Origin of the sequence: Methylicorpusculum sp., assembly GCF_030651835.1 — a bacterium.
Classification (GTDB): Bacteria; Pseudomonadota; Gammaproteobacteria; order Methylococcales; family Methylomonadaceae; genus Methylicorpusculum.
This window is the reverse complement of sequence record NZ_JAUSBX010000148.1, coordinates 1-16,379: the sequence shown is the minus strand read 5'-3', so window position 1 is coordinate 16,379 and position 16,379 is coordinate 1. Positions and strand designations below refer to the sequence as shown.

Annotated in this window: 14 protein-coding genes; 5 read left to right on the top strand and 9 right to left on the bottom strand. The window is 46.4% G+C overall.

From position 1 onward, the window contains the following. Positions 1–174: 174 nt before the first annotated feature. Positions 175–987 (bottom strand): VPLPA-CTERM sorting domain-containing protein, encoded by an 813-nt coding sequence (locus tag Q7V32_RS19080; RefSeq protein WP_304898568.1) that lies wholly within the window; start codon positions 985–987, stop codon positions 175–177. Positions 988–1,467: 480 nt separating this feature from the next. Here Q7V32_RS19080 and argJ point away from each other — a divergent pair, with 480 nt between their 5' ends. Then, the gene (gene argJ, locus Q7V32_RS19075) at positions 1,468–2,682 is read left to right on the top strand and encodes a bifunctional glutamate N-acetyltransferase/amino-acid acetyltransferase ArgJ (RefSeq protein ID WP_304898567.1); all 1,215 of its coding nucleotides are present in this window, start codon (positions 1,468–1,470) and stop codon (positions 2,680–2,682) included. A gap of 43 nt (positions 2,683–2,725) precedes the next feature. Next, positions 2,726–3,658: a Nudix family hydrolase gene (locus tag Q7V32_RS19070; RefSeq protein ID WP_304898566.1), complete on the top strand. Its 933-nt coding sequence runs from the start codon at positions 2,726–2,728 to the stop codon at positions 3,656–3,658. A gap of 12 nt (positions 3,659–3,670) precedes the next feature. On the opposite strand, the gene yacG is transcribed toward Q7V32_RS19070, so the two are convergent. The 7 genes from yacG to Q7V32_RS19035 form a co-directional block, all read right to left on the bottom strand. Beyond that, the gene (yacG, locus tag Q7V32_RS19065) at positions 3,671–3,874 is read right to left on the bottom strand and encodes a DNA gyrase inhibitor YacG (RefSeq protein ID WP_304898565.1); all 204 of its coding nucleotides are present in this window, start codon (positions 3,872–3,874) and stop codon (positions 3,671–3,673) included. Then, on the bottom strand, positions 3,875–4,645 hold the full coding sequence (zapD, locus tag Q7V32_RS19060) for a cell division protein ZapD (protein ID WP_304898564.1): 771 nt from the start codon (positions 4,643–4,645) through the stop codon (positions 3,875–3,877). After that, complete coding sequence (gene coaE, locus Q7V32_RS19055; protein WP_304898563.1) at positions 4,623–5,255, bottom strand: dephospho-CoA kinase; 633 nt, start codon at positions 5,253–5,255, stop codon at positions 4,623–4,625. Before coaE ends, zapD begins: the two co-directional genes overlap by 23 nt. Positions 5,256–5,259: 4 nt before the next feature. Then, positions 5,260–6,138 (bottom strand): A24 family peptidase, encoded by an 879-nt coding sequence (locus tag Q7V32_RS19050; RefSeq protein WP_370691485.1) that lies wholly within the window; start codon positions 6,136–6,138, stop codon positions 5,260–5,262. Positions 6,139–6,160: 22 nt separating this feature from the next. Then, positions 6,161–7,387 (bottom strand): type II secretion system F family protein, encoded by a 1,227-nt coding sequence (locus Q7V32_RS19045; protein ID WP_304898562.1) that lies wholly within the window; start codon positions 7,385–7,387, stop codon positions 6,161–6,163. A 2-nt stretch (positions 7,388–7,389) separates the two neighbouring features. Next, positions 7,390–9,102 (bottom strand): type IV-A pilus assembly ATPase PilB, encoded by a 1,713-nt coding sequence (gene pilB, locus Q7V32_RS19040; protein WP_304898561.1) that lies wholly within the window; start codon positions 9,100–9,102, stop codon positions 7,390–7,392. A 126-nt stretch (positions 9,103–9,228) separates the two neighbouring features. After that, a complete protein-coding gene (locus Q7V32_RS19035; RefSeq protein WP_304898560.1) occupies positions 9,229–12,039 on the bottom strand; it encodes a valine--tRNA ligase in 2,811 nt (936 codons plus the stop codon). A gap of 172 nt (positions 12,040–12,211) precedes the next feature. Here Q7V32_RS19035 and Q7V32_RS19030 point away from each other — a divergent pair, with 172 nt between their 5' ends. Further along, on the top strand, positions 12,212–12,583 hold the full coding sequence (locus tag Q7V32_RS19030; protein WP_304898559.1) for a hypothetical protein: 372 nt from the start codon (positions 12,212–12,214) through the stop codon (positions 12,581–12,583). A 38-nt stretch (positions 12,584–12,621) separates the two neighbouring features. On the opposite strand, the gene Q7V32_RS19025 is transcribed toward Q7V32_RS19030, so the two are convergent. Next, positions 12,622–12,876, bottom strand: coding sequence for a hypothetical protein (locus Q7V32_RS19025; protein WP_304898558.1), 255 nt, complete (start codon positions 12,874–12,876; stop codon positions 12,622–12,624). Positions 12,877–13,324: 448 nt separating this feature from the next. Between Q7V32_RS19025 and Q7V32_RS19020 the strand changes: the two genes are divergently transcribed. Both Q7V32_RS19020 and Q7V32_RS19015 read left to right on the top strand, forming a co-directional pair. Continuing rightward, complete coding sequence (locus Q7V32_RS19020) at positions 13,325–15,730, top strand: DUF3772 domain-containing protein (protein WP_304898557.1); 2,406 nt, start codon at positions 13,325–13,327, stop codon at positions 15,728–15,730. Positions 15,731–15,803: 73 nt separating this feature from the next. Beyond that, positions 15,804–16,205, top strand: coding sequence for a hypothetical protein (locus Q7V32_RS19015; RefSeq protein WP_304898556.1), 402 nt, complete (start codon positions 15,804–15,806; stop codon positions 16,203–16,205). Positions 16,206–16,379: the final 174 nt, after the last annotated feature.

Below are 16,379 nucleotides of genomic sequence, written 5' to 3'. Positions count from 1 at the left end.
TGCTCAGCCCTTCCTATTTTATTGGGTGTAGGTGCTTGATTTCAAAGGACGCATGAATACATCCTTGTAGCTCTCTGCAACATCCCTGTTGCAGAAGCCTTTTCAATCAATCACCTACACCTTCTATTTCAAGCGGGCGAGAAGTTACACCTAAGTATCGCTTTTGGTCCGTATTTAAGCGACTACATTCGCTGTGCGGCGACGCAGTCCGACCAAGCCAACCAAGCCACTTCCCATGAACCAGACTGCTGCGGGCATCGGAACTGGAGAGGCAGTCAAGCTGGCAACATAAGTTTGTGACCCAACAGTCGTTCCGGTTGGTCCGTTTCCGCCAATCCATAAGCTGTATTGACCTGCAGCCAGATTTGTAAAGGTATAAGTTGCTAAACCCCCTTCAGCTGAAGTGGCTGCATGCCCAATATAGCTGATGCCGGTAACGCCGAGCGATCCGGGGTTGCTGGGGTTTCTGTCCGGTAATGCCGCGGTAGGTCCATTCCACGCGCCATGTTTGTTACCGGTACCGGCATCACCCCAGCCACTCCACAACGTGAAACCCGGCGCAAAAGTTGATTCGAAACCGGAGTCGGCCGCCACAGTAACCGTCAAGTGGCCGGCTACTTCTAAATTGACCAGGCCGTAATCCAAAGCGTTGCCCCAGCTTCTGGTTGGATTCCATCTATTGGCTAATGATGCCAAAACAAAATCGTTAGAAGCACCATGATTAGTGATGGCGTCCTCTGCAGAGACTTCGTATACAGTATTGTAATGGTGAATATTGGCTAACCACGTTGTGGGTAAGTTACCCACATAGCCTTGATCGACGGGAGACCCTTCTGTCCAACTACCAGTTGTCGTAGAACCATTGACATTGGGTGCCTCACCACCTGTAGCCGAAAGATGATAAGTAACATGTGCTTCAGCAGACGTTGCACTCATGAGTGAAGCGGCAATTGCGCTCGCGATAGCCAGTTTTTTAAATTGAGTCACTTTAATTTTCTCCTGATAGTCATTTAATTATTTTTTGCTGCACCTAAATCTGATTGACAGTTAAATCTGTTCCGTAGCGGTCAATTTCAGATGGTAACGTTCACGAATTCAACCGAAGCTTTTGGAAAAAATAACATTTTTATTCAATCACTTATCAACCTCAACCAACATTAAAGCAAATAAAGTGCCAACATAAAAAATAGTTGAATTACCTGCCCTGAGAACAGCCAATACTTTGTTTATTGAAATAAAATTATGTGATATGACTCACAACTATGCGAAAAACCCTAATTTTATTGGGAATCACGCCCCAATGACTCAAGCCACCGAAGGATCCTTTCAATACAACAAGTTTAGCGACCGCCATCATCAGTGAATTTAGGTAATCTTTTATAACCACTTATTGCATATAACGTCCTGTATCAATAAGCTAGCACCCTTCCGAAAAAACCATTCCTAACAATTACGAGGTAACAATTTATGGCAGTAGGCGCTTTGCCGTTTCCACTCATGCATCCGGTAGCAGGCATTACCTTAGGAACAACTTGTGCGGGCATTAAACAAACCGTTCGCGATGATTTATTGGTTGTCGAAATGGCTACGGATTCAACTTGCGCGGCAGTATTTACACAAAATGCGTTTTGCGCGGCGCCGGTTCACGTCGCCAAAGCGCATTTGTCAAAAAGCCCTCGCTGGCTGCTGATCAATTCCGGCAATGCCAATGCCGGCACCGGTGCATCAGGCATTGAAAACGCGCTGTCAAGCTGCGCAGGATTGGCCAAATGGGTCAATGGCGATGCCGATCAAGTCCTCCCCTTTTCAACCGGCGTCATCGGCGAACCCTTGCGTGTCGATAAAATTCAGGCCGCTTTACCCTCGGCAGTCAAAGATCTATCCATCAATCATTGGGAAAAAGCCGCTCGCGCAATCATGACCACCGACACCTTTGCCAAAGGCGCCTCGAAAATTATTGAAATTGAAGGAAAGTCCATCACGATATCCGGCATTTCCAAAGGTGCGGGCATGATTCAGCCGAACATGGCAACGATGCTGGCATTTATCGCAACCGACGCCAAAATTATCCAACCGTTATTACAGGAATGCCTGACAGAGGCGACTGAGCAATCATTTAACCGCATTACTGTCGATGGCGACACCTCGACCAACGACGCTTGCGTTCTAATGGCCAGTGGCGCCTCAGAGGCACCTGAACTGCAGGCAGGCACGCCAGCCTATAAAGTATTTTCGCAAGCCGTTTTGGCAATATGCAAAGAACTGGCTGAGGCTATTGTGCGAGATGGCGAAGGCGCAACCAAACTCATGCGCATCGTCGTGACCTCTGCCGCGAGTGATGAGGAAGCGGTCAGAGTAGGCAAAACCATTGCTCATTCGCCATTGGTCAAAACCGCGTTTTTCGCCAGCGATCCTAACTGGGGACGCATTCTTGCTGCGGTCGGCCGCTCGGGCATTGACGATATGGTGCTGGAAGCTGTCGATATTTATCTGGGTGACGTTTGCATCGTCAAAGCCGGTGAACGCGCTGCGGGTTACACAGAAGCGGCCGGACAACACGTCATGAACCAGGAGGAAATATCGGTTACGGTATCACTAGGCCGCGGCCAAGCCAGGCAGGAAATTCTCACCTGCGACTTTTCCTACGATTATGTAAGAATTAACGCGGAATACAGAACGTGATGTTAATCAGACTGGACTCAAAACCCTGGCTTGGTAAAGACGAATGAAAGCTGCTTTGCATGTAGCGGTAGGCGTAATAACGAATGCGCTTGGCGAAATACTTATTTCTTTGCGTCCACCAACGGTTCATCAAGGTGATTTATGGGAGTTTCCAGGTGGAAAAGTTGAAGCAGGCGAAACTGTTCAACAAGCCCTCAAACGCGAGCTTTATGAAGAATTGGCTATTCAGGTCGAGGCGGCATCACCGCTGATCAACATCCATCATGATTACACGGACTTAAGCGTCAATCTGGATGTCTGGCGGGTCGATACGTTTAGCGGCGAAGCGCATGGCCGGGAAGACCAACCAATCCAATGGGTTTTACCGGACAAACTGACAGACTTTGCTTTTCCTGAAGCCAATAAACCCATTATTTCAGCGGTCAGACTACCGCCCTATTATGCGATTCTTGACGATGAAGAGGAGCAGTCATTACTCACTCGCCTGGATAAAATACTGGAACAAAGGGTTACTTTGATACAAGCCCGGCTAAAATCGTTAACATCACAACAAGTCACCGAATTTTTCGCTAACGCGCAACCTTTGTGCCGTGCTAAAGGAGCCAGCTTACTCATTAACTCCGGTGTAGCAGGCTTTGAAAAGTTAACGGCTGACGGGGTGCATCTGACCAGCCGGCATTTAATGGCATTGACCCAAAAACCACCGGTCAAGGGCTGGGTTGCTGCGTCCTGCCATAATCCTGCAGAATTATTACAGGCACAAAGACTGGGGCTTGATTTTGCTGTCCTTGCGCCCGTCTTACCGACACTCACTCATCCCACTGCGGCCTCGTTGGGCTGGCAGAAATTTCACGAATGGGTAGGTCCGATTAACATACCGGTTTATGCGTTGGGAGGCGTATCCAGGGAATCGCTTGACACAGCCAGGAAAATGGGCGGACAAGGTATATCAGGCATCCGTACCTTTTTAAGCTGAGCCGCTAAAGAATTAATGGTAAAAAGTATCTTCGAGTCCGTTCTCATCATAAACGGGCTCCCCGGGAATCCTTTTTTCCTCGGCAGCCCATTCACCTAAATCAATCAGTTTACAGCGCTCACTGCAGAAAGGCTTGAAGAGCTGATCCTGAGCCCATGGCACGGCACGTTTGCATTGCGGACACTTGACCGTTAAAGGTTTATCCGTGCTATCCATTCAGAACTGGCAGCAGGTTAACAAAAAAGGGATGTTATCGGGCGTTTGAGTTGGCCTGGACCCATCGACAGACGGCACCATAAATCGAATCGTGAACCGGTGTTTTCCGCCACTGATTTCAGCAAAACAAGGAATGTCACGCGCCACATTGATACGTAATAATTGCAATGGCAGACTCTTGTCCAACGGTAACTGGAAAAACCCCGCAGGGGCCATTTTTTCCACCGGCCGTGTGCTCTGGCGAATAAAGCCCATGATTAGATTGATTGCCTTTCGGATATCGGCAAAAGGTTTTGTCCACTGATCCAGGGCCATAGACTGAACTTCTTCATCTTGCTCCAGCCAATAATGAAACGCCGGCAAATCAAAAGAACAGGTACCGCCCGGTATGGAACTGCGCTGCGAAATACTTTGAAATAAATCGCTCTCCATCACTTTAATGCCAATCTTGCCGTTATCGGCATACAGGCTTTTACTGATCTGATTTAATTCAGCCAAAATATCAACGAGCTTTTCAGTGTCCACACCCTCGGTGTTAGCCAGTTGGTTAAGCACCTTGCCATGACGGTCCAATTCTTTAAGAATTTCCGATTTGAGGTCGTTACGACTAAAAATAGTAAGAATATCCAGGAGAGAATCGATAGCTGCTCGTCTATCAAATTCGGTATTACCCTCAAGAAAGTGACTGAGCTGATTAAACAGTAATTCAAGCCGGATGAAAATTCGAATCCGTTCATTGAGAGGAAACTCATACACTATATCGGTATTCACTGACAACGTTATCCTGCTTCAGGCTTAGCGAAAGATATAAATTGTGCAGTTTTTTGACTTGTTCTGCAAGTTGAGAATTGTCGCAGGCATTATCAATGAGCTCATCAGCCCTGGCATTGCGTGATTCACGGGAAAGCTGAGCGGCAATAATAGCAAGAATAACCGGCTCGCTCAGTTGATTACGTTTTTTCACCCGCTCTATTTGCATAGTTACCGGGCAATCTACAACCAGGACCCTATCGACCAAATCATCCATCCCCGATTCAAACAACAAGGGCACACAAATAATACAATAAGGCCCCGTCAGTTCTTCTACCGCCGATACTATGCGGTCACGCACCAAGGGATGAAGAATGGCTTCCAGTTTTTTCTTTTGCTTATCATCTGCAAAGACAAGATTTCTCATGGCTCCCCTGTCCAGATTTCCTTCAGCATCAATCATGGCCTCGCCAAAAGTCTGCGCAATCTTGACCAATGCAGGCTGACCTGGCTCGACGAACGCTTTGGCCAATTCATCCGCATCAATGATAGGAACACCTTGCTCTGAAAATAGGGACGCGACTGTCGTCTTACCCGAACCAATTCCGCCCGTTAAACCGATTCTCAACATTCAGCTATAAACCGGTTGCATTGAGATAAAACTGATTGATCTTATCGCCCCACAGCAAGGCTATCCAGCCTGCGATCGCCAGATAAGGGCCGAACGGAATGGGAACGTTTTTGTCGTGCCTGACAAAAATGATCATGGCCATTCCGATTAATGCTCCGGTAACCGACGAGAGAAGAATGATCATGGTCAAATACTGCCAGCCCAGCCAAGCCCCGAATGCTGCCAGCAATTTAAAATCCCCGTAACCCATACCCTCTTTGCCGGTAAGCAGCTTAAAGCCATGATAAACAAACCAGAGGCACAGGTAACCGGCAATCGCTCCAATGATGCTGGATTGACTATCGGCAAAAACATTAAACAGGCTTAAAAACAAACCGGACCATAGCAACGGTAAAGTAATCGAGTCGGGCAGCAGTTGATGCTCCAAGTCAATAGCGCTGAGCGCTATCAGAGCCCAGGTCATGAATAAGGCGGCGCCCATTTCCGGAGAATAACCGAAACGCCAGGCAATCAAGGCTGAACATAAGCCGGTCAAAGCTTCAATCAATGGATAACGCAGAGCAATCGGCTCATGACAATGCGCGCAGCGACCTTTCATGACAAGGAAACTGATCACCGGAATATTCTGATAGGGCTTGATGGGTGTACTGCAGTGAGGACACCGGGATAAGGGGAAAACAAGATTGAAATCACTATCATCTTGTGATCGTTCAGCGGGCAGGTTTAAAAATTCAGCACATTCATTTCGCCAATCGCGCTTCATCATAATCGGCAGGCGGTAAATGACTACGTTTAAAAAACTGCCTACCAGCAAACCAACCAGTCCCACTATCACGATTAAAAGGATGGGATTGATTGCAATAGTATCGACCAAGGGCATCATGAAGTCATCCAGTGAAAAGCGCTTAACCGACCGCTGCGCCCATTTTGAATATAGGTAAATACATCGCCACGATTAAACCGCCTACTAAAACGCCTAATACCGACATGATAATAGGCTCCATCAAGCTGCTTAAATTATCGACTAGGTTATCCACTTCCTCTTCAAAAAAATCCGCCACTTTTGTCAGCATCGTATCGATAGATCCCGACTCTTCTCCGATTGCCACCATTTGCACGACCATGTGAGGAAACAGCGCGGTTTGCTGCATAGCATACTGAAGCCGTTGACCGGTCGATACTTCTTCACGCATTTTAAGCACGGCATCGGCATAAATGATGTTGCCGCAAGAGCCCGCTACCGATTCCAAGGCCTCTACCAAGGGCACACCTGCCGCCGACATGGTCGATAAGGTTCTGGCAAAACGTGCGACGGCTGATTTGTTCAGAATAAGACCGACTACAGGAATTTTCAGCAAAGTCCTATCCAAAGCGTGATTAAATTTGCGGGAACGTTTTTTAAAGTAGCCAAAGGTATAAACACAGCCGAAAACAGCAGCAACGATGACCCACCACCAAGCCTGCATCCATTCCGACAGATCGATAACCATTCTTGTGAAGGCCGGCAAATCAGCCCCGAAACCTTGAAATAATTCTTCAAACACCGGAACAACAAAAATCAACAGAATGGCGGTGACAACAAACGCAACGACCAGGACCGCAATAGGGTAAGTCAGTGCTTTCTTGATTTTTTTCTTGAGGGATTCTGTCTTTTCCTTGTAGGTGGCTATTTTATCCAGCAAGGTTTCCAAAACACCGGCATGTTCACCCGCCTCAACAAGATTACAGAATAGTTCATCAAAATAAATAGGATTTTTCTTTAACGCCTCTGCCAGCGTGCTGCCGCCCTCAATATCGGCTTTAATGCTCAATAACAAATGCTGCATACTGGCGTTTTCATGACCCTTGCCAATAATGTCAAAGGACTGAACCAAAGGCACACCGGCCTCAAGCATGGTTGCCAATTGGCGGCTGAAAATGGCGATGTCGCCAGGTGTGATTTTTTGAACTTTTGCACCGAACAAAGGCTTGGGCTTTTTCTTGATACTAATGACACGGACACCCATTTGCCGTAGATCCGAACGTGCAACGGCTTCGGATTTGGAAGCAATTTGGCCTTTGGTCCGCATGCCATTCTTGTCTTTACCATCCCAAATAAAATCAATTTGTTCTGTCGCTTTAGATTCTGCCATCGTTATTCCTTGGTCACTCGATCGACTTCTTCAAGACTAGTAACACCTTGCTTGACTTTTTCCAAACCGGATCTGCGCAAATCGTTAAAGCCCTCCGCTTTGGCCTGAATAGCCAATTCCAGTGTATTGCCGCCTTCTAAAATTAATTTACGCATGCCTTCACTGATAGGCATCACCTGATAAATACCCACCCGGCCTTTATAACCGGCAGTGCAATGTTCACAACCGACCGGCCCGTATAACTTGAGGTCTTTAACTTCATCTTCTAAAAAGCCGGCCGATAAAAGCGCCACTTCGGGAAGATTAACGCGGGCCTTACAGCTTTCGCACAAGCGCCTAGCCAACCGTTGCGCCATAATCAAGTTTACCGCCGAGACAATATTGAAGGGTGGTATTCCCATTTGCACAAGACGGTTCAAGGTTTGCGGCGCATCGTTCGTATGCAGCGTGGATAATACCAAATGCCCTGTTTGAGCGGCTTTAACAGCAATTTCCGCTGTTTCCAAGTCTCGAATTTCGCCCACCATAATGATATCGGGATCTTGCCGCAAAAAAGCTCTTAACGCGGTAGCAAAGGTTAATCCCGCTTTAGGGTTAACATTCACCTGATTAATGCCCGGAACCGTGATTTCAACCGGATCCTCTGCTGTCGATATATTTCGTTCGACACTGTTCAAGATATTCAAGCCGGTATAAAGCGTAACGGTTTTACCGCTTCCGGTTGGCCCTGTAACCAGCACCATCCCATAAGGTCTATGGATGGCTTCCAAAAATCGTTGTTGTTGTATGGGCTCGAATCCCAGTTTTTCTATGCCAAGCTGAGCGCTGGTCGGATCCAGAATCCGCAACACCACCTTTTCACCAAACAGCGTCGGGCAGGTATTGACCCGAAAATCAATGGCGCGCGTTTTAGATAAGGCCATCTTAATCCGACCATCCTGAGGAATACGCCGCTCGGCAATATCCATTCTGGCCATTACCTTTAATCTGGAAATAATACGATTAGAAATATTTGAAGGAGGACTGGCTACTTCATATAACATGCCATCGCCGCGGTATCGAATACGAAAGGATTTTTCATACGGTTCAAGATGGATATCCGAAACGCCTTTTTTAATTGCATCCAGCAGAATTTTATTCACAAACCTGACAATAGGACCATCATCTACTTCAGGCCCGGTTTCGTCCTTTAAGTTATCCTGATCACCACCGGTTATTTCCAGATTATCCAAATCCGAATCCAGTAGATCCGTCATCATCGTTTCGGCAGCTTCCAGTGCTGAGTCTATCGCTTTGCCCAGCTTATCTTCTTCAACCAGAATGGTGTCAATATTCAGCCGGGTATGGAACTTTATTTCATCTTGTGCCTGAAAATTGCTGGCGTCAGATATGGCCAGAAACAGCCGATTCCCCCGCTTGAGCAAAGGCAGAGCGTGATGCTTTCTGATCAGTTTTTCAGTAACCAGGGCAATCGGCAGACTCTTGACATCAATGGCACTAAGATCGAATTGCGGCAAGCCGAATTCTACTGAAGCACGCTCTGCAATAGCTTTACTGCTTACAACTTTATTGGAAACCAGGTAGTTAATTAACGAGATTTTTGCTTTTTTTGCTGCCTGCATGTGAGCCAGCATTTCCGCCTCAGAAACCAAGCCGGCCTGAATCAAGCATCTCGAAAGACCACCTAGCTGTTGGTCAGGATTATTGGTCACCATAACTCGCTTTGTTCATTTAACGTCAAGGCCAACGGCAGCCTTCGGTGAAGGTTTATGACAAAAAGGCGGGGTAGACGCCACACGCCAGTTTGTCATTAGATACTCCGGTTTACCTGTAAGCCATCTTTAAAGGGCCTTTATTTTAAGCACCTGTTCTTCGAGACTTCTAAGTGTAGACTGTAAATCGGCCAGCTTGTTTTTTTCTTTAACGATGACCTCAGCAGGCGCCTTATCGACAAAACTTGGATTATTCAACTTGCCTTCGATACGCGGCAACTCTTTACTGATGCGCTGAATCTCCTTATCCAGCCGGATCAATTCCGCCTGTTTATCGATCAGGCCCGCCATCGGAATTAAAATCTTCATCTCGCCCACCAGTGCAATTGCCGATTCGGGAGCCATTTCATCTAAACCGAGCCAGGTGATAGCCTCAAGTCTGCCTAATTTTTTCAAATAAGCCTGACTGTTTTCCAGCATCGCCTGATCGGTAGCCGTGCCGTTTTGAATCAAAACCGGCAACGGCTTTCCTGGTGCGATATTCATTTCGCCGCGGATTCTGCGTACGCCGAGAATAAATGCCATCACCCATTCAATTTCAGCAATGGCTGCCGTATCAATAAGGGATGCATCGGTCTCAGGATAGGATTGACGCATGATGGTAGGACCATTAATCCCCGCTAACGGCGCAACGCGCTGCCATATTTCCTCAGTAATAAAAGGCATGATGGGATGAGCCAACCGTAAAACGGTCTCCAGAACCGACACCAAAGTCTGCCTTGTTCCGCGTTGAACGGCTTCATTTTCAGACTGCAGCGAGATCTTGGCCAATTCCAGATACCAGTCACAATATTCGTTCCAGGTAAAATCGTAAAGTGCCTGCGCGGCCAAATCGAAGCGGTAATTATCGATCGACTGCCGTGTTGCAGCAATTTGCTGCTGCAAGCGGGACATTATCCAGCGATCGACTTGGGTGTATTCACAAGGAAGACCGGATAAGCCATTATCCTGTTCTTCCGTATTCATCAATACATAACGGGCGGCATTCCAGAGTTTGTTGCAGAAATTGCGATAACCTTCGGTACGCGCCAAATCAAAGCGGATATCGCGCCCGGTTGAGGCCAGAGAAGCAAACGTGAAACGCAAGGCATCGGTCCCATAAGACGGAATACCGTCTGGAAATTGTTTACGGGTAACCGTTTCTATTTTCTTGGCCAAATGCGGCTGCATCATTCCGGAAATGCGCTTTTCAACCAGCGCTTCCAAATCGATACCGTCGATCAGATCGATAGGATCCAGCACATTGCCTTTGGATTTGGACATTTTCTGCCCTTCCGCATCCCGCACCAGGCCATGTATATACACTTCCCTGAAAGGCACCTGCCCCTGAAATTTAAGGCCCATCATAATCATCCGGGCCACCCAGAAAAAGATGATATCGAAACCGGTTACCAAAACGCTGGTCGGATAATGTTTGCCCAATTCCGGTGTTTGTTCCGGCCAGCCTAATGTTGAAAATGGCCACAATGCTGATGAGAACCAGGTATCCAGCACATCCTCGTCCTGCTTTAAAGGATAATCATCCGGCAGCTTATGTTGTTCGCGTATGGCTCGCTCTGAACGGCCCACATAAATATTGCCTTTATCATCGTACCAGGCGGGAATGCGGTGTCCCCACCAGATCTGCCTTGAAATACACCAATCCTGAATATTGCGCATCCAGTCAAAATAAGTGTTTTTCCAGTTATCCGGCACAAACTTGATATCGCCGTTTTCTACCGCTTCGATAGCCGGCTTGGCAAGAGGCGCCACTTTGACATACCACTGATCAGTTAAAAACGGTTCAATCACGGCACTGGTTCGATCGCCACGCGGAACCATTAATTTATGGTCAACAATTTTTTCCAGCAAACCCTGTGCTTCCAGATCGGAGACGATTTCCCTTCTCGCCTCAAAACGATCCATCCCCATGTATTTGTGAGGGATTAAAAAATCTTCATCGCCCTTGTTATTTCTGATACACGCATCGGCTGTAAAAATATTAATCAAGCCGCCATGCGGCAATGCCTGAATAGCCGAGGTGTTTCTATGCCGCGTCCAGACTTCATAATCATTAAAATCATGCGCAGGGGTAATTTTGACGCAACCGGTACCGAATTCAGGATCCACATACTCATCGGCAATCACCGGGATTTTACGACCTGTTAACGGCAATTCGACATATTCACCCAGCAGATGTTTATAGCGCTCATCATTAGGATGAATCGCCACAGCTGCATCACCTAACAGCGTCTCCGGACGCGTCGTCGCAACAATCAAATACCCTGTACCATTTGATAAAGGGTAACGCATATGCCACATGGAGCCGTTTTCCTCTTCGGACAGCACTTCCAGATCGGAAACCGCCGAATGTAAAACCGGGTCCCAATTGACCAGACGTTTACCCCGGTAAATCAGGCCTTCTTCGTAGAGCCTGATAAAAACTTCACCCACCGCCTCGGACATCCCATCATCCATGGTAAACCGTTCCCTGGACCAATCCAGAGAAGAGCCCATGCGCCGTAATTGCTGAGTGATGGTACCGCCGGACTGCGCTTTCCATTCCCAAATTTTTTCGACAAACTTTTCTCTTCCGTAATCATGCCGGGTTTTATTTTCTGTATTAATCAACCGTTCAACGACCATTTGCGTAGCAATACCGGCATGATCCGTTCCGGCTTGCCATAAGGTACTGAAGCCGCGCATCCGGTGATAGCGCGTCAATGCATCCATGATCGTATCCTGAAAAGCATGACCCATGTGCAAACTTCCGGTGACATTGGGCGGCGGAATCATGATGCAATAGGATTCACCTTCTTCGCTGGGTGCAAAATGATTTTGCTCTTCCCAAATAGCGTACCAATGTTGTTCGATTGAATGCGGATCGTATGTTTTTTCCATAGCTATCTGTCGTTGAATAAAATGAAATTAGGCTATTTTAACCGGAAAACAAAAGAATTAAGCAGTGGTAAATAAATGAAGGTGTTTCTTGGATGATCCCTGTTCACTCTTTAACTTATGAATTAGTATTAAACACCGATTTTCACTCGCCCACGTTAAAAAGGAAGCCACTATGTTCAAAATATCCACCTTGCTTGTCCTGCTGCTGCCAGTAACCGTTTTTGCTCAAAACATCGACCCTGCAAAATTCGAACAAATGAAACAACAGCTCAAAGCCATGCAATCGTGTATTCAAAAAACGGATAAAGCGGAAATGAAAAAAATCGGCCAGCAAGCCAAGGCCCTGGACGTTGAAATAAAAGCGCTTTGTTCAGCGGGAGAACGCGATGCGGCTCAACAAAAAGCCATTACGTTCGGCAAAGAAATCGCGGTCAGTCCGACCATGGAAGAAATGAAAAAATGCGGCGAACAAGTAACGGCCATGCTGCCCTCGCTGATCTCGGAAATGGGCGATAGCGAAGAAAATCATGTGTGTGATCGTTAATTAATTCAAGGTAATCCCATAGAAGAGGCAACTGACAGCTATGCCAAGTCTTTCAAAAGCTTAGCTGTTTCTTCATTATCGGTTTGAGATTGAATGGCTTGATTAATTTGTTGAGCAAACGCCTGAGAAACCAACCCTTGTTTTAGCAAAGTCACTTTCTGAACGAGCTCCTGTATTTCAAACCAGTCATGCTCGTTCATTAGGGTCTTTTCCCTCTCATCTCCCGATAGACAACAGCCATCGGGATCACCGTTATAACGCTTATAAATTTCAAGTTTGTATTGTGTAATCATATGTTTTTGTCGGTAAGATTAGGCTTTTAAAAGGATAAACGGGAACTTTGACGTCAAAAGTTAACCCTACGGACCTTATCAACGACGCATCGTCACAATAATCAACTGTCTATCCGGCATTTAAGCGTGTGATAGTAAGCCCAATTATGTTTTCGACTCAATCCAACTGCCTTTGCAGCAATTCTCAACTTGAAGGAGAAAAGGGCTGGGTGACGCTTTTTGAGGATGTCAGTAGCAGAGCTCCTGCTGTCAAGGCTCCAAGGAAGGGTTTACGGCGTTCCTCGAAAGGATTTTCCCTGCCCCAAATGACGCTGAAAATTTCAAACAGGGAATTGCTGTTGCCTTTGTCCATTCGTAAAAAACACGCTGAATTGCTGTATCCTTAGCAATCAAAAATAAAACAGGGCAACACCTGAATCTGTAATAGTTGACTGACCGGAATCATTGAATGCTTAAGCACTGCTCTTCTTTTCTTTTTTGTTTGATTGTTTTGATCAGCTCATCGACGCTGGCGCAAAATTCCCAGCTGCTTAATTTTAATGAATTGTCACAGCAGTGGAACAATGAACTGAATCAAGTGGAAAAAGAGCTGAGCGATGCCAACCTGAGCGATGATCGCTTATCTGCCTTGCGTACCCAACTTTTGGAACTGCAAAAGAAGCTGCAGACTATCAAAATAGACTTGTCTGAGCAGCAAAAAACCTATCAAACACAGTTGACAGAATTGGGACCGCCGCCTGCAGAAGGCATCCTGAAAGAATCCAAAGCCATCGCCAGAAAAAGAGAGGTGCTGAATGCCACGCTCTCCGAAACCACCGGTCAGGTTAAAGAAACGGAGCTGATTCAGATTAACGCTGACAATCTGATTGAACGCTTATCCACTATCAGGCTTAACCGCTTTACCAAAGAGATATTTTCCAGAAGCTTATCTCCTCTATCAGGCCAAGCCTGGCTTAAAGCCAGTACTGAAGCATTGGAAAAATATGAGCTACAGATCAGCAAATATCAACAGCTTCTAGCCGATGAAACTTTCAATAGTACTTTCAAATCGGGTTTGGCCTATCTGATTATCTCGCTGATTCCTATCCTGATCTTAATGAAGATCATAGGCAATTGGCTGCGTAAGCGATACGGCAGGATTGCAGCTCTCCCTGAACCTTCTTACTACGAAAAATTAAGAGCGGGCCTGGTCCTGGCTATTACACGGACCCTGTTTCCAATGACCATCGCCATAGGTCTATTTATCTTGCTGCAATCGGGGCCATTGTCCTCATTTTTTCCGGCCCCTATGGTCAAAACCGTTTTATCAGTCCTGGTCATGATTTATTTGGTTACCGGTATCAGCCGTTCGATGTTGGCACCCGACGACCCCCATTGGCGGTTGATCCCGATCAGCACTGATAATGCGGCGTATGTTCATAAGATCATCATCGGCCTGAGTATTTTGTTCGGAGCGGATTTGATTCTCGACAATTACTTTTCCCTGGAAAAAACGTCGCTTGAGTTTAATGTCATTCGCAAATTTTTGGCCGGCTTACTGATCAGCGGCTTTCTGTTTGCATTGGTAATCCGGAAAAGCATCTGGCGACCGGACATTCAGCATAACTTTAGAAACGAACATCCGCTGAAACTCTGGCAACGCTTAAGAATCATTATGGCCTTGCTGGTATTGGCCATTCCGGTTACCGCCTTGGCCGGTTATGTTGCAATGTCCAAATTGCTAGCCGCTCAAATTGTTCTGACGGCAGGTCTTTATATTTTATTAAGCACAATAAAAACGCTGGGAATGGAATTGATTGAGGAATTATTGGATCCCGACCGTCAAACCGGCGCCAAAATTCAGGCCAATCTGGAACTGGACCAGGATGGCAAAGAAATATTGGAATTTTGGATAAAAGTGGTCTTCAGTTTTATCATGTTCTTTATCGGCCTCGTCGGTGTATTGATCATTTGGGGCGTCGACAGTCAGGACATAATGGAGTGGGGTTACAAAGCCTTTCTCGGATTCAAAATAGGCGATGTCACCATTTCCATCTCCAATATTTTCCTGGCTATTTTCCTGTTTGCCGGCACGTTGCTGCTCACCCGCGTTACTCAACGTACCCTGGAACATCGTATTTTGCCGCGCACGCGGATTGACAAGGGCATTCAACATTCCATTCGCGCGGCATTGGGCTATGTCGGATTTATCATTGCGTTTATGGCAGCCATCTCCACCCTGGGGCTCGATTTGAGTAACCTGGCGATGATTGCCGGCGCACTCTCCGTAGGTATTGGTTTTGGCCTTCAGAATGTCGTCAACAATTTCGTTTCCGGTTTGATTTTGCTAATAGAACGCCCTGTCAAGGTGGGCGACTGGGTGGTGGTTGGTGATCAAAAAGGGCACATCAAAAAAATAAATGTCCGCGCCACGGAAATTGAAACATCGGATCGGGCCACACTGTTTATTCCTAATTCCGAATTGATATCGCGACCGCTGATGAACTGGACACACGCCAATCAAACCGGACGATTGATTCTTCCTGTCCAGATTGCCTATGGAACGGACATTCAAAAAGTAAAAGCGATTTTGTTAAAAACCGCAGCCAAACACCCTGAAATTCAAAAATATCCCGAACCGAATGTATTATTTAGGGGTTACGGTGAAAGCGGCTTAAATTTGGAACTGCGTGCGTTCTTGTTTGACGTGGAAAAAGTTAATCTTGTCATGAGTGACCTTTTTTTTGAAATAGATGATCTATTTCGGCAAGAAGGCATCGAAATCCCATACCCTCAGCGCGATATTCAACTGAAAGATTCTGATAAATTTTTACAGGCTTTCGTTGATGCGATCAGTAACAACAAGCATCACTGATTTCGTAAAGCCGAAATTTTGATAATAATGATTTGTCCAATCAACCACTCAAAAAACGATTCGTAAACCCATCATGAAAACTATTTTTCTTTCGTTGTGCTTGCTGCTTGCCATCCCGGCATTTCCCGTTATTGCCGAAGAAAGTATTGAAATGGAATTTGAAGAATTACCCGATACCGTCAAAAAAACGGTGCTGGAACGCCTTAGTCTGGAAGATATCCGGAAAATTGAAGAAATACTGGTAAACAACTATCTCAAATACAAAATAGAAAGCACGAAAACGGTAGGGCCGGATGAATATATCGATATTGATTTGACCGTGGACAGTCGCGGCCAAGTGCTTCATGAAGACATTTTCAAAACCAGCGGCGATTTATCACCCAGCCTTACCGATTCGGATGAGCCTGAAGAAACAGAAGACTCTGAAAAAACCGATCTGCCTACTGATCCTGAACCACAGCAAGACCAACCCTAACGATATTCACTGGATTAGATCTTTAAGCGTATCTGCTCAGCCCTTCCTATTTTATTGGGTGTAGGTGCTTGATTTCAAAGGACGCATGAATACATCCTTGTAGCTCTCTGCAACATCCCTGTTGCAGAAGCCTTTTCAATCAATCACCTACACCTTCTATTTCAAGCGGGCGAG